Raw genomic sequence first — 22,236 nt, 5'->3', positions numbered from 1 at the left:
TCAAACATGCGGTTGTGGGCGTGAGCGCCACCCCAGAATTGGTGAATAAAGAGAGAATTGCCGTTCGTGGTTTAAGATATCCTCTATGTTTGCCTCTTCGAAATCCTCTCTCCGCAGCGCTAAGCGTGTCATTATCAGCGCTGCAGCTCTCACCACCGCCTTTGGTATTGGGGCCGGCACTGCCGTTGCCCTGCCAGTTTCCCCAGACCTGCAGTCGCTCAGCCAGAGTGTTCGGGACCTCAAGCTGCCGGAGATCTCGACTCTGAACCCGGGCGACCTTGCTCCTGAGCTCTCTGAGGTTCTGGATTCCTCTTCGGTGAAGCTGCCGGATTCGGTCGTCGCCCTAATCAATGAAAACTTCAGGTTCGCTGAAAACAACAAGCAGGTGGCGGACAAGGTCAAAACTCAGCTGCTGAACGCCATCGACAGCCTGCCGCTGCCAGCTGCGCAGAAGGCCGAAGCCACCCGCGTCGTCAACGAGATTTTCGGTTTGCTGGAGGGCCAAGACAAGCCGTCGCAGCCTGAGCCGGCGCCTGCCCCCGCTCCACAGCCAGAGCAGAAGCCACGCCCTGAACCACGTCCAGAGCCAAACAACCCGTGCCCGCCGAGCGCCCGCGCATGCGTTGACCTGGCTAACCAGAAGACCTGGCTGCAGGAAAACGGCAACATCACCTACGGCCCGGTGCCCATGTCCTCCGGTATGCCAGGTTACGAAACCACCCGTGGGCACTTGAGCGTTACCCGCAAGGTTCGCGATGAGTGGTCGGTTCCTTACAACGGTCCGATGCCGTTCTCTGTGTACTTCACCAACGACGGCGAAGCTTTCCACGAGGGTTCGGTCAATCAGATGTCCCACGGCTGCATTCATCTGAATCACGATGATGCTGTGATGTACTTCAACACTCTGCAGGTCGGCGACGGCGTCTACATCTGGTAGTTACCTGCACTGATGCGTTGAAATAATGACCAGGTGACTGAGCCTATTGAGGCATAGGCGCAGTTTTCCCTGGCGGTGAAAAATGAGCTCGCCCCACTAGAGTCTTCCAGTTTGGAGGACAGTGGGGGCGAGCTCATTTTTGTTGAGTTTTTGTTGAGTTACAGTCGCGGATTCAACAGGTGAGGTACACGGCAGCCGTCGATTACGGGTTACCGCAACCCTGCCTACTCGTCAGGGTTCCGGTCCAAAGAACTAGTCCACGAAGCTCATTGCGTAGCGGGCAATGGCCAGTTCCTCATTGGTCGGTACCACGAAGACCTTGACCTTCGAGTCATCCGCCGAAATCAGACGTGGGCCGTCATTCGGCTGGGAGTTGAGCTCGTCATCAATTTTGATACCGAAGTTCTCAAGCTCAGCCATCGAATCACGGCGGATACCGACGTGGTTCTCACCGACACCGGCGGTGAAGGTGATGGCATCGAGACGACCGAGAATCAGCATGTACGAGCCGATGTAGCGGCGCAGCTGGTGAACATACATCTGGTATGCAGCCCAAGCATCCGGGTCGTGGTCATCCATGCGCTCCTGCAGGACTCGGAAGTCATTGACACCAGAGACACCCTTCAAACCAGACTGGCGGTTGCACAGATTGTCGATCTCATCGATGCTCATGCCGTTGCGGTAGAGGTGGAAGATGACGCCCGGGTCAATGTCACCGGTACGAGTGCCCATCATCAGACCAGCCAGCGGAGTCAGCCCCATCGAGGTATCCACCGCCTGGCCACCTCGGATAGCCGCACACGACGCACCGTTACCCAGGTGCAGCGTAATCTGGTTGATTTCCTCTGCCGGCTTATTCAGAAGGTCCGGCACCTGCTTGGAAACAAACTCATGCGAGGTGCCGTGGAAGCCGTAACGACGGATATCAAACTTCGATGCGACCTCTGCATTTAGCGGGTACAGAGCAGCAGCTGGCGGCATGGTGTGGAAGAAACCAGTGTCGAAGACGGCGACGTGCGGCACGTCGGGAAGCAGCTTGCGAGACTCTTCGATGCCTACAATATTGGCCGGGTTGTGCAGCGGCGCCAGCGGAATAAGGTCGCGGATCATGCCCACGATCTCGTCGGTAATCAGCTCCGGTCCAGAGAACAGGCGACCACCGTGAACGACGCGGTGACCGACGGCGGCAATATCCACCGACTCCGGACCAACACCGTGCTCATCCATCAGCTCGAACGCGCGGTCAAGGCCACTGGCATGGTCAGCGATAGGCTCAGTGATTTCAATCTTCTGTCCGGAGAACTTCAGATTAATAATGCCGTCTTCTTCACCAATGCGCTCCACCAGACCGGAGACATACGGCGGCTGCGTTGAGTCCTTCTCTGGATCTACCAGCTGAAACTTGATAGAGGAGGAACCGGAGTTCAAAACAAGTACGTGACGGGACATAATAATTAGTTTCCTCCAGCCTGAATAGCGGTAATTGCAACCGTGTTGATGATGTCCGGCACCGTGGCGCCACGAGAGAGGTCGTTGACCGGCTTGTTCAAGCCCTGCAGAATCGGGCCGATTGCCAATGCACCACCACAGCGCTGGGCAATCTTGTAACCGATGTTACCGGCGTCCAGATCCGGGAACACGAAAACAGTTGCCTTACCCGCAACGGAGGAATCCGGCATCTTCTTCGCAGCCACAGACGGGTCAATAGCGGCATCGAACTGCAGCGGACCATCGACAGCGAGCTCCGGAGCCAGCTCCTTGGCCTTGGCCAGACCCGCCTTCACACGGTCAACATCCTCACCTGTGCCGGATGCTCCAGTGGAGTAGCTCAGCATGGCGACGCGGGCGTCGATACCGAAGGAAGCTGCAGTCTCGGCGGATACCACCGCGATTTCACCCAGCTGTTCCGGAGCCGGCTTCGGCAGCACCGCACAGTCCGCAAAACCCCACAGCGAGTTGTCCATAACCATGAGGAACAGCGACGACACCGTGGAAGCCGACGGCTTGGTCTTAATGATTTGCAAGGACGGACGAATGGTGTGCGCAGTTGTGTGGGCTGCACCGGACACCATGCCGTCGACAAGCCCGTTGTGAATCATCATCGTCGCGAAGTAGGAGATGTCCCGCATCGTCTCACGGGCCTGCTCCAGCGTGACCCCCTTGGCCTTGCGCATCTCTGCGAACTGTTCCGCGAACTGCTCAACATATTCGGAGGTCTGCGGGTTCCAGAGATGGGCGGCGTCGATGTCAAAACCCAGTTCGGCGGCGCGCGCCTTCATAGCATCCGGGTCACCGAGGATAGTAAGCTCACAGATGTCCTCGCGCAGGAGGTAATCAGCGGCCTCAAGAATGCGGTCATCATCCCCCTCTGGCAGCACAATGTGGCGCTTATCAGTCTTGGCGCGCTGCAACAGCCACCACTGGAAACGCTGTGGAGTCATCACTGCGGTGACCTCGCGGCTTACGACCTTGCGAAGCCCCTCAGCATCGTCAACGGCAACAACGGGAACGTCGAGATCGAGAGTCTTAGCAGCCTCGACTGCTTCCTCCCCTGTGAGAACAACAGCGAGTACCTCGCTGTGACGCTGAGCTGCACTGCTGAGCGCCAAACGAACGCGAGCCTTTGCGGCCTCTGTGTGACAGCCCTCGCCACCAGCGACAACGATGACACCGGCACCGGCGACGGTGGCGATGCGGAAGTCAAAATCGAGGTTGCCGGAGCCGGTCAGAACAGCCGCCCCCTCGTTAGCAGCGCGGTCGTCCTCAACAGCACTGACGATGGTGTCAAGCGCGGATTCCGGATCCACAACAACCTGATCCACAGTGGCGCCGTGAGCCCCACCGACAGTGTGGAGGCAACGTGCCCCACCCAGTGCCTCAGACAATGCCGTAATGACATCCTGTAGATCGTCTGCGCGGTCCACTGAAGTAATCAGGACTGCGGAGTTGTTGGTGGACGCTTGGGCGTTCTTATCGCTCACCGACGTTCCTTTCTCGCACTGCGCTTAATCGTTGACTTATTTGAACGTTGACTTGGCTCGAGCCATTGGACTGCCGGAGGCTCAAGATCATGCTGAGCTTCCAATCCCGCTGAGTCCCAAATCATTATTTTCATCTTATTGTGAGTCACCTTACATCTCACGACGGACTCAAACCCCTTTGGTTACCCCTGGTAGCCACACTTTTCCCCACAGATTCCAACAATTTTCCCGCACAATCGCGCCTTTTATGCGGTTTTTCTAGTGAACTATCCCAAATTCCCACATTGGACGTGACTAAGGTCACATTTAGTTTTGTACGCCTTCAAAAGCATCTCACCGATGATGTGATGCTCGCCTCTCGATTTTTCGTAAGTTATCGCTACGATTGGGGGCGCTACCATTGGGAATGTCGAATAAACCGATAGCTCACCAATAACTCCTTTCCCCACGAGGTCACCGCTGGCAGCTACTTACGCCGCGGTCTCGTGGCCGTCGTAAAGCATTAGAGAAAGAAGGACACGCTTCATGAATCGCCCGCTCCGCGTTGCCGTAATTGGCTCTGGCCCGGCCGGTGTTTATGCTTCCGATGCACTGATGAAATCCAGTACTGACGTGGAAGTCGATCTGTTTGAAAAGATGCCGGCTCCATTTGGTCTAATCCGCTACGGCGTCGCCCCCGACCACCCACGTATCAAGGGCATCATTATGGCCTTACACCGTGTGATGGAAAAGCCGGAGCTGCGCCTGTTTTCCAACGTTGAGTTCGGCAAGGACATCACGCTCGACGAATTAAAGGAGCATTACGACGCCGTCATCTTCGCCACCGGTGCCGTCGGCGACCGCGCGCTGCCAACGCCGGGTGCGGATCTGCCGGAGCACTTTGGTGCTGGTGAATTCGTGGGCTTCTACGACGGCAATCCACTCTTTGAGCGCACCTGGGACCTTTCGGCGGAGTCCGTGGCCGTCGTCGGTGTCGGCAACGTCGCGCTGGATGTCTCTCGAATCCTGGCGAAGACCGGTGAGGAACTGCACGTCACAGAGATTCCGGACAATGTCTACGAGGTTCTGAAGACAAATAAGGCCAAGGAAGTCCACGTCTTCGGCCGCCGCGGCCCGGCACAGGCAAAGTTCACTCCGCTGGAGCTCAAGGAGCTCGACTACTCACCGAACGTCGAGGTCGTTGTCGATCCGCGCGATATTGATTACGACTCCGCATCCGAGATTATGCGTCGCAACTCCAAGATCACTGACCAGGTCTGCACCATCCTGGAGAACTACGCCATCCGTGAGCCAAAGAACGCACCGCACAAGCTCTACATTCACTTCTTCGAGTCGCCAGTGGAAATCCTCAGCGAGGAGGGTACCGACGGCCAGCAGCATGTGACAGGCTTGCGCACTCAGCGCATGGAATACGACGGTGCTGGCGGGCTGCGGCCGACCGGCGAGACCACCGACTGGAAGGTCGGCGCTGTCTACTCCGCCGTGGGCTACCGCTCTGATGCGCTGCCGGGTATCCCGTTCGACAACGTGAAGAATGTCATTTCCAACGTCGGTGGTCGAGTCATCGAATCCGATAACACCGAGGATGAAGCAGCCGAGGCCATCACTGGCCTCTACACCACCGGTTGGGTTCGCCGCGGACCGGTCGGCCTGATTGGTAATACCAAGGGCGATGCCAACGAGGCCGTAGCCAATCTGCTGGCCGATGCCGCCGAGGGCAAGAAATTCAACCCGTCGAAGCCGGAGTTGTCCGCTGTCAACGAGCTGCTGGAGTCCAAGGGTATCGACTACCTGGACTGGGAAGGTTGGCACAAGCTCGATGCTGCCGAACGCACCGCCGGCGAGGCCGAGGGTCGCGAACGCAAGAAGTACGTCGAGTGGGATGAGATGGTCACCCACTCCAAGGGCGAGTAACGGCGAGTAACTAGGACGGATAAAAAGCGTCGGCTACGCCACTACCTTCACGTCCGTGTACGCGGCGCGCGAGTCCCAGCGGCAGCACACAATCGGCGCCAACAGCTCGGCCAATGGCTCACCAAAAGCCACCTGACCAGCACCGTCGGCAGCGCCTGCATCGATGACTCGATCCCACAATAGGCCCGGCGCGGTAAACAGCGGCACCACTACGAGTCCGCGTCCGCGCTTGGCCGCGCGCTCCTGCGCCGCGGCCACAGCATCGGCTCCCTTGATTTTCTCAGGACCGACCACGAATGCCGCGCTCACATGTCCCGGCAGCATCCCGCCAAGGTTTGCCGCAAACTGGTGCACCGCCGCATTGGCATCCTCATCAGAGGAGCCGACCCCCATCACCAGCGCATCGACCGGCCAGGAAAAAGATGCATTCTCCGCCGCTTCGATGATTCGCTTTACGACGGCGCGCTTCGTGCCGTCGCCAAGCCCGAGTCCTTCAGCCACTGTGATGTCAACACCATGCCGATCGCAGAGTCGAACCTGCTCGGGAACGTCGACTCGCGAGTGGAACGCATCGGTGAACAGCAGCGGTACGGCCAGTGCCTGAGTCTCGCCGGCAGCGGCGAGCTCGGCACAGACGGTATCCAGTGAGGGCTCGTCGAGGTCCAGCCAGGCGAGGCGAATCTGAGAGGGCGCATCCAGACGGGTGAGCGGCATCTTCTCGCGCACGAGCGCGACCACGTCTTCGAGCACCGGTTTGGTCTCTGAGTGCCGAGAACCGTGCGCAAGCAGAATCAGTGCGGTCATCGATGGTCTCCTCAGGCTCGCTAGCTGTGCTTTCTGGTTTCTCTACCTGGCAGCTCTACTGGGCAGCGCCACGCACGAGGCCTGCGGTGAGGGTGTCACCGGTGCCCGGCTCGATGAGCAGGAACGCACCGACACGACCACCGACGCGGTAGACATCGACCGGCAGCGGCTGTGCGACCTCGACGGTGATCTCAGCGACGTCGTTGACTGCAAGCTGATCAGCCACACCGGTGGGCTCACCGGTTTCGATGTCGATGAGCGCATCGACGGAAGCGATACGACCACGCACCAGCGCGGCACCGTAGCGCACCTCTACGACGCGACCGACTGCCAACGGCTTGTCTGCAAGGTGGACGGCCACGGCGGAGAAACGGCGCACGTCTTCCGGGCGCGTGCCACTGATGAGGTCGCCACGGGCTAGGTCGAACTCGGCATCCAGGCTGATGGCCACCGACTGGCCGGCCACGGCCTCAGTGACATCCTCAGCTGCCACGGTGATCTTCGTGACCGTAGCCTGACGGTTGGCGTCTACGGAGACAACATCGCCCACACGCAAGCTACCTGCGGCGATACGGCCGGCGTAACCACGGTATTCAGTGGCGTGATCGCGAATGACATAGTCGATGGGCAGGCGCAGGTCAGCCTCGGCATCGGTTTCCAGGTCGGCACCGATGTTGAGGTTTTCCAGCAGCTCCAGCACGGTCGGACCCTCGTACCACGGAGTGTGCTCAGAAGAATCGACAATGTTGTCGCCGACCAGAGCCGACACTGGAACAACGAAGGTGTTCTGCAGACCCAGGCGCTCTGCTAGTGCTGCCACATCCGACTCAATCTTGCGGAAGGCCTCTTCGCTGTAGTCCAGCAAGTCAATCTTGTTGACAGCAAAGATTACGTGGCGAACACCCAGCAGACCGGCCACCGTTGCGTGACGCTTGGTCTGCGTCACGACGCCGTTGCGCGCGTCGATAAGCAAAACGACGGCCTCGGCGGTGGACATACCAGTGATGGTGTTTCGGGTGTACTGCTCGTGACCAGGGCAGTCAGCGAGGATGAACGAGCGGACGTCGGTGGCGAAGTAGCGGTAGGCGACGTCGATGGTGATGCCCTGCTCGCGCTCGGCCCGCAGACCGTCGACCAGCAGCGACAGGTCAGGGTTTTCCTGACCGCGCGCCTGTGAGGAGGCGACGACGGCCTCGTACTGGTCAGCGAGGATGTTCTTCGTGTCGTGCAGCAGGCGACCGACGAAGGTGGACTTACCGTCGTCCACGGAGCCAGCGGTGCACAGGCGAAGAGTGCGACGAGCGCGAGTGGCGCGGTCAGCGGTAATCAGGGTAGCTGGGGAATTTGGCTGGCTCATCAGAAGTAACCTTCCTTCTTGCGGTCTTCCATGGAGGATTCGGACAACTTGTCATCTGCGCGGGTAGCGCCGCGCTCGGTGAGCTTGGATGTGCGAAGTTCCTCCATGACCTCCGCAATAGTGGTGGCAGTCGATTCGACAGCGCCGGTGCAGCTCATGTCACCGACAGTGCGGTAGCGGACAGTGCGAACCTCGAGGGTCTCGCCGTCGCGGGGGCCACCCCACTCGCCCGGCGCCAACCACATACCGCCGCGGTTGAACACCTCACGCTCGTGGGCAAAGTAGATGGGCGGCAGTTCGATGTCACGGGCTTCGATGTAGGCCCAGACGTCGGCCTCGGTCCAGTTCGAGATTGGGAAAACGCGAACGTTCTCTCCGGCGGCGTGGCGACCGTTGTAGAGACCCCACAACTCAGGGCGCTGACGGCGTGGATCCCAACCACCGAAGGAGTCTCGGACGGAGAACACGCGCTCCTTGGCGCGGGCCTTCTCCTCATCGCGGCGGGCGCCACCGAGAACGGCATCGTAACCACGGTTGGCAATGGTCTCCACCAGCGGCACTGTCTGCAAGGGGTTACGGGTGCCGTCGGCACGCTCGGTGAGCACGCCGCTGTCGATCCAGTCTTGGACCTTGGCTACGTGCAGCTTGATGCCCGGCTGAGCGGCAATCTTGTCGCGGAATTCAATAACTTCGGGGAAGTTGTGGCCGGTGTCGACGTGGAGCAGCTCCAGCGGGATACCCGCCGGTGCGAAGGCGCGCTTGGCCAGCTCGAGCACGACGACGGAATCCTTTCCGCCGGAGAAAAGTAGTGCCGGACGGTCGAACTGACCGGCGGTCTGGCGAATAATGTCGATGGCCTCGGCTTCGAGCTCGGCAAGCCGCGGGTCGAGGCGGTTTTGTACGGAAACGGTGGTTGAGCTAGTCATGGGGGTTCTTTCTGTTGGGCTGTGTTGGCTGTTGTAACTGCGCTGTTTTAGCTGATATCGGTTATCGGCGGGCGGCTAGTGGCTGGCGGCAAGTAGCTGTCTGCTAGCCGCTCGAACTAGAGGTGCAATCCGCACTCAGTCTTCTCGGAGCCCGCCCAGCGACCCGAGCGCGGATCCGCACCCTCTGCCACTCGCGCGGTGCATGTCGCGCAGCCAATCGACGGGAACCCCTGTTGCGTCAGCGGATGCACAATGAGGTCGTTGTCCTCGATGTACTGGGCAACATCCTCATCTGTCCAGGTGGCCAACGGGTTGAGCTTGATGCGACCAGTCTTGTCGATCTCCAGTACCGGCGTGTGTGCGCGGGTCGGCGCGTCGACGCGCTTCAGACCTGTGACCCAGCCCTCGTAGGGGCGCTTCACGGCAGACAGCGGCTCGACCTTCCGCAATGCGCAGCATCGCGTCGGGTCGGTCTTGTACAGATCAACGCCCTCTTCGGCGTCCTGCTCGGCGCGGGTGCGCTTCGGCTCAATCGACAGCAGTCGGTTGTCGTAACGCTGTGCGACCTGCTCTGCCACGTCGAGGGTCTCCGGGAAGTGGTAACCGGTATCCAGGAAAATCAGATCTGCCTCCGGCGCGTGCCGAGCAGCCAGTTCCGCCAACACTGTGTCCTGCATCGACAGGGTCACGGCCAGTGGCGTGTGCAGGTGCTCCGCACCCCATTCCAGTACTTCCCCAGCAGTGGCAGTCTCCAGCTTGGAGCCCCACTCCAGTGCGAGCTCAATCAGACGGCGAGCAGTTTCCGGGTTGTCCAGCGCGTCTTCACGCGCGAGCGCCTCCTGAGTCTTAATGACCTCAGCGGTTTTCAGTCCCGTGCTCATGACGCCACCTTTCTATCGATATGTCCGTGCAGTTTCACTGTGAATACCCGGCAGCATTCGCGGCATTGCCAGGCGTAATCGGTTTCCAGGTCGGGCCACAGATCATCACCGCCGCAGTAAGGGCAATGCATCACCGCACCCCGGTTCGGATTGGGGTGTGCGCTTCGGCCACCGATCCCCAGTCGCGCTGGCGTCTCGTCTTTTTCGCTTGACGACGGCCCCTGCGACCGAACCCCATTGGGAGATTCACTCACTTCAGGTCCTCCTCATCAGCGCGGACAATCCACTCGCGGAACTGTTCACCCTCGTGGCGCTGCTCCTTGAAGTGATTGACGACGCGCTCGATGTAGTCACCCAGTTCTGCCGAGGTGACCTTGTGTCCGCGAACCTTGCGGCCGAAGTTGGCATCGAGCCCCAGCGAACCACCGAGGTGAACCTGGAAACCCTCGACACGGTTGCCCTCGTCGTCGGTGACAATCTGCCCCTTGAGTCCGATGTCGGCAATCTGCGTGCGGGCGCAGGCATTCGGGCAGCCATTGAGCGCAATGGTGATTGGGACGTCGAGGTCACCGAGGCGTTCCTCCAAGTCGCCCACCAAATCAATTGCGCGCTGGCGCGTGGTGACAAGTGCGAGCTTGCAGAACTCTAGGCCGGTGCAGGCCAGGATGCCCCGTCGGAAAGCAGAAGGCTTGGCAGACAGGCCAATTTCGTCGAGTTCTGCGAGCAGGGAGTCGACCTGGTCGTCGGCGACGTCGAGGAGAATGAGCTCCTTCATCACGGTGGTGCGGACGCGGGAAACACCGTGGCGCTCGGCGATGTCGGCGAGCTTGACCAGGTCAGAGCCCGGAACACGGCCAACAGCGGGCTTAACACCGACGTAGTTGAGACCGTCGGCCTGCTTGTGCACGCCGATGTGGTCCCGGTCGCCCTCGAAAGGTTCGGGTGCGGGGCCGTCGATAAGCTTGCGGTTGAGGTAGTCGTCTTCGAGTACCTGGCGGAACTTCTCCGCGCCCCATTCGGCAACGAGGAACTTCAGACGCGCACGATTGCGCAGGCGACGGTAGCCGTAGTCCCGGAAGATGCGGCACACACCCGCCCATACCTCGGGAACCTCGTCCTCTGGGATCCAGGCGCCGAGACGCTGGGCGAGCATCGGGTTGGTGGAGAGACCACCACCGACCCAAACGTCGAAACCGGGGCCGTGCTCTGGATGATTGACACCGACGAAGGCAACGTCCTGGACCTCGTGGGTGACATCGAGACGCGGGGAACCGGAAACTGCCGACTTAAACTTACGCGGTAGGTTGGAGAACTCGTCGCCGGAGAGGTACTCCTCCTTGATGCGGCGGATGGCGTTGGTGCCGTCGACAATTTCATCGGCCGCAACACCGGCAACCGGGCTGCCTAGAATAACGCGGGGAACGTCGCCGCAGCCAAAGTTGGTGTCGAGACCAACTCGCTCAAGGCGGTCCCAGATCTCCGGCATATCTTCGACGCGAATCCAGTGCAGCTGGACGTTCTGGCGGTCGGAGAAGTCCGCAGTGTCGCGGGCGAAGTCGCGGGAAATCTCGCCGATGGTGCGAATGCCCTCGGTGGTGGTCTGGCCACCGTCGAGGCGGACGCGGAGCATAAAGTACTTGTCCTGCAGCTCGGCGTTGGTCTTCACGCCGGTGTGCTCACCGCTAAGCCCCTGCTTGCGCTGGGTGTAGAGGCCAATCCACTTAAAGCGAGGCGCTAGGTCCTCCGCGGGGATGGAGTCAAACCCCTGCTTGGAGTAGATGTCGATAACACGCTGCTTAACGGCGATGCCAGCATCTTCTTTCTTAATGCGCTCGTCGTCGTTAAGTGGCTCGCGGCCGTCGATAAGCCACTGCCCCTGTGGCTTCGGTGCGCGCTTCTTACGTCGGGTAGCCGCTGCGGAAGCTGGACGCTCGGCGGTTTTCGTAGGAGAGCTCATGGGGAATCTACCGAATCACTTTCGTTTTGTTCTCGTTGACCGAATTAGTTTCTAATCTTTATAGACCGTTTGGTCTACGTTGCATTGCAGGCAACATTAGACCGACCAGTCTGGCTAGTGCAAGCCGGGACACGCTCGGATACCTAGCGGACCCCCGCTTCGCCCACGCGGACACCGTTTTTCGCACCCACTTTGACACCTTCAGAAGCATCCTCGGCCCCGGCATCAACCGAAGCGGGTGATGGAGATCCAGAACTAGGCACATCAGCCGAGGAAGACTGAGAAGTCGGCTCAAGCTGGATCCGCTGACGAAAACCCGGAAGAGTGTCGTGCGAACGCGCCCACAGCACCAGCGCGACGACAACAAAAGCCCACACAAGCAGCACCGTTGCCAGCACGCCCCCAGAAACCAGCGACGAAAACAGAGTGCGAATATTCAGCCCCACCAACACGCCGCCGATCGCAATTCCAAGCAGCCGCGGATTAATGCGCCCCACCAGGTACGCAGCCAAGGGGGCCGCAATCACACCACCACACAACAAACCAATTACCGGTGCAGCATGCTGGGTGAATTCCTCCCGCAGCTTGGGCAAAAAGCCCAGTACAGCCGCCGAGGCAACGAGAAATTCCGCCGCAGAGACAGTACCGATAATCTTGCGCGGCTGGTCAGCCTCAGCGCCGAGCAAAGTTGAGGTGGTAACAGGCCCCCAACCACCACCTCCAGTGGAATCAAGCAGGCCACCAAAGAGCCCCAGCGGAGCGAGCTTCTTCGGCCCCCAGGCCTTCTTCTTGCGCTTAACACTGGCCAAAAAGGCGAAGCGGATAATCACCCACAGACCGAGGAAAAGCAAGATTGTCGAGGTCACAGGCGTCGCAGCATCACCGTCGAGATTCGCCAAAAAGGTCGCACCAATAAAGGCACCGATAGCACCCGGCACGCCAAGACTCAGCGCGCGTCGCCAGTCGACATTGCCGAATCGCCAGTGTGAAATACCGGAGGCCAGTGTCGTACCCACCTCTGCTACGTGAACCACCGCCGACGCAGTGGCAGCACTACTACCAGCGACAATAAACAGCGAAGTAGCGGTGACACCGAAAGCCATCCCCAGAGTGCCATCGACTAATTGCGCGCCAAGGCCGATTAGCACGAAGACTATGAGTTTTTCCATGACAAGCCCTTCCCCGCTTACCCAACCAGAGCCTGCCGTTGCCACGACGTCCGCACGACAAGCTCTTTTAGACCTCGTTCAGCAGAAGCAATACGCAGCAAAACCCTCTCAAGCCAAAGCAGTGATTCTTGCGGTGTTTTGTGTTTGCTTTTTGTAGACCAGTTTGTCTATATTCTGTTTCAGCAAGCATAGACCGATTGGTCTACGATAAGCAATCGCGACAAAGAAAACGTAGAAAAAGGATTCCACCCAATGACCAACGACCAGACTGCAGCCCAGAACACGGCCGCTTCCTCACTGCCCGATCTCGCCAACTCCACCACGCCGCTGCGTGTAGCCGTGGTTGGCTCGGGTCCGGCCGGTATCTACGCCTCCGACGCGCTGATGAAGTCCGGCCGCGATGTCGCCATCGACCTCTACGAGCGCCTTCCAGTGCCGTTCGGCCTCATCCGCTACGGTGTTGCGCCAGACCACCCGCGAATCAAGGGCATCATTAAGTCCCTCCACCGAGTGCTGGACAAGCCGCAGGTTCGACTACTGGGCAACGTGGACGTCGGCAAGCAGGTCAGCGTTGATGAACTGCGCCAGTTCTACGACGCCATCATCTTCGCCACTGGCGCGACCGGCGACCGTGATCTGAACATCCCGGGCTCGGACCTGCCGGAGCACTACGGCGCCGGTGAGTTCGTAGGTTTCTACGACTCCCACCCGGAGTTTGCTCGCGAATGGGACCTCTCTGCTGAGTCGGTCGCTGTGATCGGCGTCGGTAACGTGGGCCTCGACGTCGCCCGTATTCTCGCCAAGACTGCCGATGAGCTGCACGTCACCGAAATCGCCGACAACGTCTACGACGGCCTGGCAAAGAATGCCGCCCGCGAAGTCCATGTCTTTGGCCGTCGCGGTCCGGCTCAGGCAAAGTTCACTCCACTGGAGCTGAAGGAACTGGACCACTCTGACACCATTGAGGTTGTCGTGAATCCGGAGGACATCCAGTACGATGCCGCCTCCGAAACGTCCCGTCGCGAGTCCAAGATCACCGATCAGGTCTGTACGATTCTGGAAAACTACGCCATCCGCGAGCCAAAGGGCGCCCCGCACAAGCTCTTCATCCACTTCTTCGAGTCCCCGGTCGAAATCATCGGCGAGACCGGTGAGGATGGAGTACAGCATGTCAGCGCTATCCGCACCGAACGCACTGAACTCGACGGCGAGGGTGGCGTCCGTGGCACCGGCACGTTCACCGAATGGCCGGTCGGTGCGGTCTACCGTGCAGTCGGCTACCGCTCCGACGCAGTCACCGGCGTACCGTTCGACACCGGCACCCACACCATCCCAGATGCCGGCGGACGCGTGCTTGACGACGTCGACGGCAACCACATCCAGGGTCTGTACACCACCGGCTGGATTCGCCGTGGCCCGGTCGGGCTAATCGGTAACACCAAGGGCGACGCCAACGAAACTGTCGGCAACCTCATCGCCGACTGGGAGGCAGGCCGCCTGGTCGCACCTGCAAAGCCCACGCATAACGACGTCGACGAGTTCCTGGCCAACAAGGGCCTCCAGGTCACCACCTGGGAGGGCTGGCACGCACTCGACGCCGCCGAACGTGCAGCGGGCGAAGCCGAAGGCCGCGAGCGCAAGAAGCTGGTCGAGTGGGCCGACATGGTTGCGGCCTCCACGGTCGTCGCAAAGCAGCCAGATGCCGATGACGTGGCCGAAGCTGTACACGAAGCGGTTGTGGAGACTGTCGCCAGCTAGCGCGTCGGGTCTAACCGGGCAGTTGATTGTGCACGTCAGTCGGTCTTCGGATTAGAGTTAATACATGGCTTATCATGCAGACTCATCCAACCTGGACGTCAAGGAAGTTCTGACCTGGGAAGGCTTCGGCGTCGCCTCCCGTGAACTGGCACAGCAGATTGTCGATTCGGGCTACGAGCCGGAGATCATTATCGCCGTGGCCCGCGGTGGTCTTCTACCTGCAGGTGCACTCAGCTACACCATGGGCGTCAAGCTCTCTGACGCCATTAACGTCGAGTTCTACACCGACGTGGCGGAGACCCTACCGGATCCGGTTTTGTTGGAACCGCTGCTGGACATCGAGTCGATTTCCGACCGCCGTCTGCTGGTCGTTGACGATGTCGCAGACTCCGGTCGCACGCTGCACCTGGTGCTCGATCTGCTTAAGACCCACGGTGCGGAAGTACGCTCCGCTGTGCTCTACGGCAAGTCCCGCTCGGAGATTGCACCGGACTATGTCTGGAAGCACACCGATGACTGGATCGTCTTCCCCTGGTCGGCCGAGCCACCGGTACAGAAGTCCAAGTAGATCAAGTAGCTTACGCACCATAGCGGGCAAACAAAAAAGTGCGCTGCGGGGCCGGTTATGGCCGTACCGCAGCGCACACTAGGTCGTCGAACTAGCCCAGTTCGACGACCTTAATCTTTGATGCCGCCTCCGATGCACGCTCACGAGCAGCATCGACAGAATCCGCGGTTGAAACAGCAACGCCCATGCGGCGACGCGGGCCAGCGACCGGCTTACCAAAGATACGAATATCAGTCTCCGGAATAGCCATGGCCTCCGTCAGCCCGGTGTAACCCGGCTGCTCGATGTCAGCACCGCCGTAGACCACAGCGGAGGCTCCCGGGGACACCAGCGTGACGTCGATAGGCAGACCCAACACTGCACGCGCGTGCAGCTCGAACTCAGAGAAACGCTGGGTGCCCATGGTGACCATGCCGGTGTCGTGCGGACGCGGGCTGACCTCGGAGAACCACACCTCATCGCCGCGGACAAACAGCTCGACGCCGAAGATACCGCGACCGCCCAGCGCGTTGGTGATGCGCGCGGCGACAGAGCGCGCATTGTCCAGGGCGTTTTCACTCATGGCAGCCGGCTGCCATGACTCAACGTAGTCGCCGTCCTGCTGACGGTGCCCAATGGGCTCACAGAACCACGTTGCCCCCTCGCCGGTCTCCGGATCAACGGAGCGCACGGTCAGCAGCGTGATCTCGTAGTCGAAATCGACGAAGCCCTCCACAATGACGCGGCCGGACTCGACGCGGCCGCCACTCATGGCATAATCCCACGCGGCCTGGACATCCTCCGGCGAACGCAGCGTGGACTGCCCCTTGCCCGAGGAACTCATGACCGGCTTGACCACACACGGGAAGCCAATCTCATCGACAGCTGCGGTGAATTCATCAAAGCTGGAGGCGAAGTGATAGCGGGAAGTCGGCAGCCCAACCTCTTCCGCAGCCAGACGGCGAATACCCTCTCGGTTCATGGTCAGCTGAGTCGCCCGTGCGGTTGGAATAACGGTGACGTCCAGCGTCTCGTCTTCCTCAACCTCTTCCAGCACCTCGGTTGCCAGGGCCTCGATCTCGGGGACGATGAAGTGGGGCTTGACCTGGAGAATCAGATCCCGCAGTGCACTGGAATCCGACATATTCAAGACGTAGGCGTGGTGAGCGACCTGGTGTGCCGGTGCATGCTCGTAGCGATCGGCAGCGTGCACCTCAACGCCAAGACGTTGGAAAGCAATGGTCACCTCCTTGCCGAGCTCGCCAGAGCCGAGCAGCAGAACTCGCGTTGCTTCCGGCTGGTACGGGGTTCCGGTGACTTCAGGGGTGAACATCGAGATAAACTCGCTTTCGTCTACGGCACGTACGCTGCACAACCAGCAGCTGTGAAATTGATTGTCTCCAGCATACGACAGCGAGCGGATTCACCGCGGCGGGCACGGGCGGGGAACCTAGCGCGGGAACACCCGCTGGAACTCAGCCAGCGCCACCTCACGGTCAGCGGCCAGGACAACATTCGCCACCGAACCGGCAGGATCTTCCACCACCTGTCCGCGCCGCGCAGGCTCATCTGCAAAAGTTCGCCTATCGACGCCCACGAGGCGCATCTTCTCCACTTCCCCGGTCACCGCACCGACGGCCACCATCGCAGCGAAGAGGTCATGAACCTGCGCCTTGTAACCGACTCCAACTCCCTGGTGGAACTCAAAGTAGAACTTCAGCGAGCGGCGCAGAACACGCAGCAGCTCCGAGTTCATACCGGCATCTCGCCAGGATTCAATCTCAGTATCACTAATGGTGATGGTCTCGGTGACATTGAGCGGAACCAGCGTCGGCACCGGCGCGCCTGCGGCGGTGGCGATGCTGCGCACGGCATCCTCCGGGCGCTCGACGGCCACAGCGCCCGCGGTGCCGAAGACCTCGGTGACCGCGGTGGGGTCGACCCAGAAGTTCCATTCCGCAAACTCGGTAACGTTACCGTGGTACTCCACAGCACCGCCCATAATGGTCACACCGTCGAGCTCCCGCATGAGTTCTGGGTACTTCTTCAAAGCGGCCACGTAGGTAGTCATAGGGCCAGTGACCAGCAGGTGCACCTTCTCCCCCGTCGACCGCGCCTGTTCGATGACCTGGCGCCACAGCGCCAGCGGATCCGCCGCCCCTCCGCGCCCCGGCTCGTAGATGACGGCCGGTGGCGCCAGGTTGTAGCCCAGCCCGTACGGACCATGAGTCTCAGGCGTGGTAGTCAGCTCACGGTCAGCGGGCCCCTCGAAACCGCTGACAACCGGGACCTCCGGGCAACCGCAGAGATTCAACATGTACTTGGTGTTGCGAGCGGACCATGCCGCAGTGGTGTTACCACCTGCGCAGGTCACACCCACCAGCTCGATCTCGCCTGCGGTATGTAACCCTGCGAGGTAGACGAGAGCAAGACTGTCATCGATACCCGTGTCAACGTCGGCAAGCACTTTCAAACGCGTCATAAGGTCAAGTGTGACACGAAACACGCTCAGCCCGCAGAGCTAAACACGGGCAAAACAGGGATACAGACGAGTTTTCGCTGGTGCTAGCCGGGTTTACTAGTTCGTCGACATCGCTGCATCACCCACCGGAGCGGGCTCTGGCAGCGGCATATTCAGCTCGGCCAAGACCTCGCGCAGTCGCGTCGGGTAGTCGGTGATGATGCCATCGACACCAGCGGCAATCTGCTCGCGCATGGTCTCCTTTTCGTTCACCGTCCACGGCACCACCTTCATGCCGGCCTCGTGTGCGCGGGAAATCAGCTCCGGCGTGGCGACCGGGTGGTAGTCAGAATCCGACGGTGTCTTGCCGTAAGGAATGCTGTGCGTCGGTGAGAGCACCTGCACGCCGAGCTGCTTGGCGGCCTCGATGATGTCGCCATCGACCTCGTCGTAATTGACATCGCCGATCCAAGGAGAATCCTTCTTCCAGGTGGTTTCGTCCCACAGCATGACCAGCGGAATCTCCGGGTTCCGTTCCGCGACCAGCGGCAACGAGCGCCAATCGAAGGATTGAATCATCACACGATCAGCCACACCCGCGCGGTCAATCTCGTCGAGAATCACATCGACGAACTCCTGCGGTTCTGCCGAGTCAGCGCGCTTTTCGCCCTCGATCTTGGTCTCAATGTTGAAGTGGATGTCCTGGTTGTCCTTAGTCAGCTCGAACAGCTCCGGCAGGGTCATCATCCTATTGCCCTTGATTGGCTCCGCATCCGGGAAGTCCTCGAGCTTCTTGTCGCAGACCAGGGTTTGTACCTGCTCATAGGTGAGATCATGTACGAGCTTGCCGACGTACGGGTACTGCGGATCCCCCTCCGTCACTGGCTCGGTGTCCGAGCACTTGTCATCTTGGATTTCCGGATCGTGCCAGACCATAGGCACGCCATCCTTCGTCAGGACGATGTCCAGCTCCAACGTCGTAACGCCCAGCTCCAACGAGTTGATCATCGCCTGCTTGGACTCCTCCGTCCACTCACCGCGACCACCACGGTGTGACTGCAGATCAAAACCCTCCGGCAGCTTAGCCATCGCAGCCGGCCGCACATTCGCGGCCGCATTCAGCTCAGCGACCTGCTGCTTTTCAAAGGTCTTCTCTTCGCTCGACGTAGTGCTGACCGCGCTTGCACTGCTTGACGACGACGCCGCGTCGTTGTCTGCATCATTGCTGCAGGCTGCAATAGGAGAAATAGCAAACGCGCCCATAGCGATGGCCGCGATTGCGCGGCGCGTGCCGTGGACGCGTGAATTCTGAGGCTGCTCGCTCTGCTTGGTCCGTTCGTCAAACATGGAGTCAGATGAGTTGCGAGAAGACATGGCCGGTGATTTTTCCTCTTTGGGCGTAGTGTTAGCGACTTCATAGCGACGGCATAGTACCGACAACACAGTGTCGACAAACTACCGTCGGAGGTTTACGGAACACAGAAATCTGGGTGAAAACTGTGTGGTGCGCCACTACTTTAAAACGGCCTGACAGCACTCGCATCTGGAGAGAGTGCGGGGTGAGCGTTTAATTCCCCTCTGCCTTTGGAATCTCGCCTTCTTGAGCAACCTCTGCCCCATCCCAGGAGTACGTAACGGGAGCGTTGTACTGGTCTTTAAAGGCGAAGGCACCGCCGTCTTCGATCATTTTATTGACATCGAAGAAATTGACGGTCACAGTTTTGCCATCACCCTCGACCGAGTTGATTGTCTGCGGACCACCGGCGGTCCCCACGTACTCGCCCTTATGAAACAGCAGCACTGCACCAGCGGTAGTTGAATGCGTAATTTCATTCTGTACTGCTGAGGCAAAGGTCAACTCGCTGGTGGTATCCCAGTTCGTATCGTCCGTGACTGTCCAACCGCTGCCATTGCCACCTTCCATTGAGTTCAGGTCGGCAACCGCTTCTTCGAAAGCCTCTTCCTGGGTTGGCGCAGAAGAACCCCCATCGGGGTCGTTGTCATCGACATCCGGATTGGGGGTATCTGCACTTTCACTGTCATCCTCGACAGTGGTGGTCGTAGTGATGGTCGTCGTTTCTTGATCTACCTGAGAAGCAGAGGTCGGTGCTGCGGTCTCATCAGTGGAGCAACCGGACAAAGCCACTACACCTGCGACCGCCGCGCTAACCAGCATCGACCCGCGACGAACTGAATGACCACTCATGGCTGGAACCTCTTCTGTTCTCTCAAGTTTTCTCAAGCACTGCGCTACGACGGAGCATTACTTTCTCATGTCCGACTCTGAATTGAGTTTACTTGGGAAAACCCAAGAGCCCCCGAGAGTGTCCAAGAATTCTCGAAAGCTCTCGAAAATTCTCGGGAGTCCTTAGGAAGCGGGCTTCGCGCCGCCGGGAATCTTGCCCTCGTGGACGACGTGATCTCCGTTCCAGAAGAAGTGAACATTAGAGGTGAATTTGGCCGCATCAGCGTTCGGCGCACCTGCGGCCTCCTGAGCCTCCCAGTCGTGGTAGATGACCGAGATGTTCTTACCATCAGGGGTCGGCGTCACCTTGTTGATGTGCTGAGGCCGGTCAGAGTCCGTACCAATGAACTCACCCTTGTGGAACATCAACAGCACAGTGGAGGACTGAGCGTTGCCCTGCTTGGCCTGATCTGCGAGAGCAAAGCTCAAATCGCTACACGGGCTGAAGTTGGAGGTGCCAGTGTACTTCCACCCATCATGGTTGTTCGGACGCTCCCTGTTGACCTTATCCAGGGCCTCCTGGATTTCAGGTGCTGCCGGGTTCGGGGTACAGCTATCTGCCTTCGCCGGAGCCGGCGCCGGTGCTGGGGCCGGTTCCGCCTGAGCCGCAGGAGCTGCAACGGCTCCACCTACTGCGGAGAAAATCATCGCGCCGGAAAGTACGGCGGAACTTGCCAGTCGTTGTACTCGGTGTCCTGTGTTTTGCATGAAAACCACACGCCTTCTGTCGTTTGGACTTCTGTCGTTGGACCACGCGGTGAGGCCTACGATACAAAAATGACTCTGGGATGCCAGTGTCAACTGACAATTCCCAGAGCCTTCTCGTGGTTAGCAAATGTTCTTTTTTACAGCAGCCAGCGGTTTCGACACCGAAGATTTTTTATCTAACAGTTCGATAAAGTCGGGTCGAAAGCCGGACTATTTTCCGGCTAGTTCGCCACTGTCCCCAGACTAAGTGTCCAGCGCTAGTTGTCCAGCACATCGTGGACAACGATGGTCTGGTCACGACCCGGGCCAACACCGATGTAGGAAATGCGAGCGCCGGAGAGCTCCTCCAGGCGGTTCAGGTAATCCTTGGCCTTGTCCGGCAGCTCATCGAAGGTGCGGCAGCCAGTGATGTCTTCGTCCCATGCAGGCATGGTCTCGTAAATCGGGACAGCGTGGTGGAACTCCGACTGGGTGAGTGGCATTTCGTCGTGACGCACGCCATCAACGTCGTAAGCGACACAAATCGGAATCTCGCCGATACCAGTCAGGACATCCAGCTTGGTGATGAACAGATCCGTGAAACCGTTGACGCGCGCGGCGTAGCGAGCCAGCACCGAGTCGTACCAACCACAGCGGCGCTTACGGCCGGTGTTGACTCCGACCTCACCGCCGGTGGTCTGCAGGTACTCGCCCCACTTGTCGAACAGCTCCGTCGGGAACGGGCCAGCACCGACGCGGGTGGTGTAGGCCTTCATGATGCCCAGCACCGAAGTGATCTTCGTCGGGCCGATGCCGGTGCCCACGCAGGCACCACCAGCGGTTGGGTTCGAGGAGGTCACGAACGGGTAGGTGCCGTGGTCGACGTCGAGCATGGTGGCCTGGCCGCCCTCCATGAGGACGTGCTTGCCGGCATCCAAAGCCTGATTGAGCTCAAACTCCGAGTCGATAATCATCGGGCGCAGACGATCGGCGAAGCCCATGAAGTAATCAAAGACTTCATCCGGGTCGATAGCGCGGCGGTTGTACAGCTTGACCAGAATCTGGTTCTTCTGAGCCAGCGAAGACTCAATCTTCTGGCGCAGAATCGACTCATCCAGAATGTCCTGGACACGCAAGCCCGTACGGCCGACCTTGTCGGCATACGTCGGGCCGATACCGCGGCCAGTGGTGCCGATAGCGCGCTTACCCAGGAAGCGCTCGGTCACGCGGTCCAGCGTCTGGTGGTACGGAGCAACCATGTGGGCATTGCCGGAAACGCGCAGGCGGGAGGCTTTTGCACCGCGAGCTTCGAGGCCATCAATCTCGTCGAAAAGCGCCTCGAGGTTGACCACACAGCCGTTACCGATAATCGGCACAGCGTTTTCCGACAGCACACCCGCCGGAAGCAGCTTCAGCTCGTACTTCTCACCGCCGACGACAACGGTGTGGCCGGCGTTATTGCCACCGTTGGGCTTGACGACGTAGTCGACGCGGCCACCGAGAATATCGGTTGCTTTGCCCTTGCCCTCGTCGCCCCACTGGGCACCGACGATAATGATTGCGGCCATAGTCCTACTTCAACTCCTGGGATTGCAGACGACGCATTAGAGTG

The 22,236-nt window shown here is 59.7% G+C and carries 18 protein-coding genes; 4 read left to right on the top strand and 14 right to left on the bottom strand.

Features of this window, described 5'->3' with window-relative positions; all coding sequences use genetic code 11:
- Nucleotides 1-85 precede the first annotated feature (85 nt).
- On the top strand, nt 86-937 hold the full coding sequence (locus HMPREF3053_RS00815) for a L,D-transpeptidase (protein WP_049193782.1): 852 nt from the start codon (nt 86-88) through the stop codon (nt 935-937).
- A gap of 252 nt (nt 938-1,189) precedes the next feature.
- Here HMPREF3053_RS00815 and HMPREF3053_RS00810 read toward each other — a convergent pair whose 3' ends face one another.
- Nucleotides 1,190-2,386, bottom strand: a complete 1,197-nt coding sequence (locus tag HMPREF3053_RS00810; protein ID WP_049193781.1) for an acetate kinase — start codon at nt 2,384-2,386, stop codon at nt 1,190-1,192.
- A 5-nt stretch (nt 2,387-2,391) separates the two neighbouring features.
- Nucleotides 2,392-3,717 (bottom strand): phosphate acetyltransferase, encoded by a 1,326-nt coding sequence (gene pta, locus HMPREF3053_RS00805; protein WP_246819354.1) that lies wholly within the window; start codon nt 3,715-3,717, stop codon nt 2,392-2,394.
- Nucleotides 3,718-4,443: 726 nt separating this feature from the next.
- Between pta and HMPREF3053_RS00800 the strand changes: the two genes are divergently transcribed.
- Nucleotides 4,444-5,832: an FAD-dependent oxidoreductase gene (locus HMPREF3053_RS00800; RefSeq protein WP_049169886.1), complete on the top strand. Its 1,389-nt coding sequence runs from the start codon at nt 4,444-4,446 to the stop codon at nt 5,830-5,832.
- A 33-nt stretch (nt 5,833-5,865) separates the two neighbouring features.
- On the opposite strand, the gene HMPREF3053_RS00795 is transcribed toward HMPREF3053_RS00800, so the two are convergent.
- The 6 genes from HMPREF3053_RS00795 to HMPREF3053_RS00770 all read right to left on the bottom strand — a co-directional run bounded on the left by HMPREF3053_RS00795 (nt 5,866) and on the right by HMPREF3053_RS00770 (nt 12,926).
- On the bottom strand, nt 5,866-6,636 hold the full coding sequence (locus HMPREF3053_RS00795; protein WP_049169883.1) for a sirohydrochlorin chelatase: 771 nt from the start codon (nt 6,634-6,636) through the stop codon (nt 5,866-5,868).
- 55 nt (nt 6,637-6,691) lie between these two features.
- Nucleotides 6,692-7,993 (bottom strand): sulfate adenylyltransferase subunit 1, encoded by a 1,302-nt coding sequence (locus tag HMPREF3053_RS00790; RefSeq protein WP_070767118.1) that lies wholly within the window; start codon nt 7,991-7,993, stop codon nt 6,692-6,694.
- Nucleotides 7,993-8,919 carry a sulfate adenylyltransferase subunit CysD gene (gene cysD / locus HMPREF3053_RS00785; protein ID WP_038626730.1) on the bottom strand — a complete coding sequence of 309 codons (927 nt, stop codon included), beginning with the start codon at nt 8,917-8,919 and terminating at the stop codon, nt 7,993-7,995. The genes HMPREF3053_RS00790 and cysD overlap by 1 nt, the downstream gene beginning before the upstream one ends.
- Nucleotides 8,920-9,035: 116 nt before the next feature.
- Complete coding sequence (locus HMPREF3053_RS00780) at nt 9,036-9,800, bottom strand: phosphoadenylyl-sulfate reductase (RefSeq protein WP_048734528.1); 765 nt, start codon at nt 9,798-9,800, stop codon at nt 9,036-9,038.
- 250 nt (nt 9,801-10,050) lie between these two features.
- On the bottom strand, nt 10,051-11,757 hold the full coding sequence (locus tag HMPREF3053_RS00775) for a nitrite/sulfite reductase (protein WP_016421533.1): 1,707 nt from the start codon (nt 11,755-11,757) through the stop codon (nt 10,051-10,053).
- 143 nt (nt 11,758-11,900) lie between these two features.
- A complete protein-coding gene (locus HMPREF3053_RS00770) occupies nt 11,901-12,926 on the bottom strand; it encodes a sulfite exporter TauE/SafE family protein (protein ID WP_049169877.1) in 1,026 nt (341 codons plus the stop codon).
- Between the two features lie 252 nt (nt 12,927-13,178).
- On the opposite strand from HMPREF3053_RS00770, the gene HMPREF3053_RS00765 reads away from it, so the two are divergent.
- Nucleotides 13,179-14,684 carry an FAD-dependent oxidoreductase gene (locus HMPREF3053_RS00765; RefSeq protein WP_049169875.1) on the top strand — a complete coding sequence of 502 codons (1,506 nt, stop codon included), beginning with the start codon at nt 13,179-13,181 and terminating at the stop codon, nt 14,682-14,684.
- A gap of 64 nt (nt 14,685-14,748) precedes the next feature.
- Nucleotides 14,749-15,252, top strand: a complete 504-nt coding sequence (locus tag HMPREF3053_RS00760; protein ID WP_016421536.1) for a phosphoribosyltransferase — start codon at nt 14,749-14,751, stop codon at nt 15,250-15,252.
- A 91-nt stretch (nt 15,253-15,343) separates the two neighbouring features.
- On the opposite strand, the gene purT is transcribed toward HMPREF3053_RS00760, so the two are convergent.
- The 6 genes from purT to HMPREF3053_RS00730 all read right to left on the bottom strand — a co-directional run bounded on the left by purT (nt 15,344) and on the right by HMPREF3053_RS00730 (nt 22,192).
- A complete protein-coding gene (gene purT / locus HMPREF3053_RS00755) occupies nt 15,344-16,564 on the bottom strand; it encodes a formate-dependent phosphoribosylglycinamide formyltransferase (RefSeq protein WP_049169873.1) in 1,221 nt (406 codons plus the stop codon).
- A 117-nt stretch (nt 16,565-16,681) separates the two neighbouring features.
- Nucleotides 16,682-17,713: a nucleoside hydrolase gene (locus HMPREF3053_RS00750; protein ID WP_070546043.1), complete on the bottom strand. Its 1,032-nt coding sequence runs from the start codon at nt 17,711-17,713 to the stop codon at nt 16,682-16,684.
- 96 nt (nt 17,714-17,809) lie between these two features.
- Nucleotides 17,810-19,066 (bottom strand): glycerophosphodiester phosphodiesterase family protein, encoded by a 1,257-nt coding sequence (locus HMPREF3053_RS00745; RefSeq protein ID WP_016421539.1) that lies wholly within the window; start codon nt 19,064-19,066, stop codon nt 17,810-17,812.
- A 193-nt stretch (nt 19,067-19,259) separates the two neighbouring features.
- Nucleotides 19,260-19,898, bottom strand: a complete 639-nt coding sequence (locus HMPREF3053_RS00740; protein ID WP_016421540.1) for an LppP/LprE family lipoprotein — start codon at nt 19,896-19,898, stop codon at nt 19,260-19,262.
- Between the two features lie 162 nt (nt 19,899-20,060).
- On the bottom strand, nt 20,061-20,645 hold the full coding sequence (locus HMPREF3053_RS00735) for an LppP/LprE family lipoprotein (protein WP_070767128.1): 585 nt from the start codon (nt 20,643-20,645) through the stop codon (nt 20,061-20,063).
- Between the two features lie 257 nt (nt 20,646-20,902).
- Nucleotides 20,903-22,192 carry an adenylosuccinate synthase gene (locus tag HMPREF3053_RS00730; RefSeq protein WP_016421542.1) on the bottom strand — a complete coding sequence of 430 codons (1,290 nt, stop codon included), beginning with the start codon at nt 22,190-22,192 and terminating at the stop codon, nt 20,903-20,905.
- Between the last annotated feature and the right edge of the window lie 44 nt (nt 22,193-22,236).

This window comes from Corynebacterium sp. HMSC064E07, from assembly GCF_001815745.1.
Classification (GTDB): domain Bacteria; phylum Actinomycetota; class Actinomycetes; order Mycobacteriales; family Mycobacteriaceae; genus Corynebacterium; species Corynebacterium jeikeium_D.
Note: the sequence above shows the minus strand (reverse complement) of the source record. Positions and strands in the feature narration are given on the sequence as shown.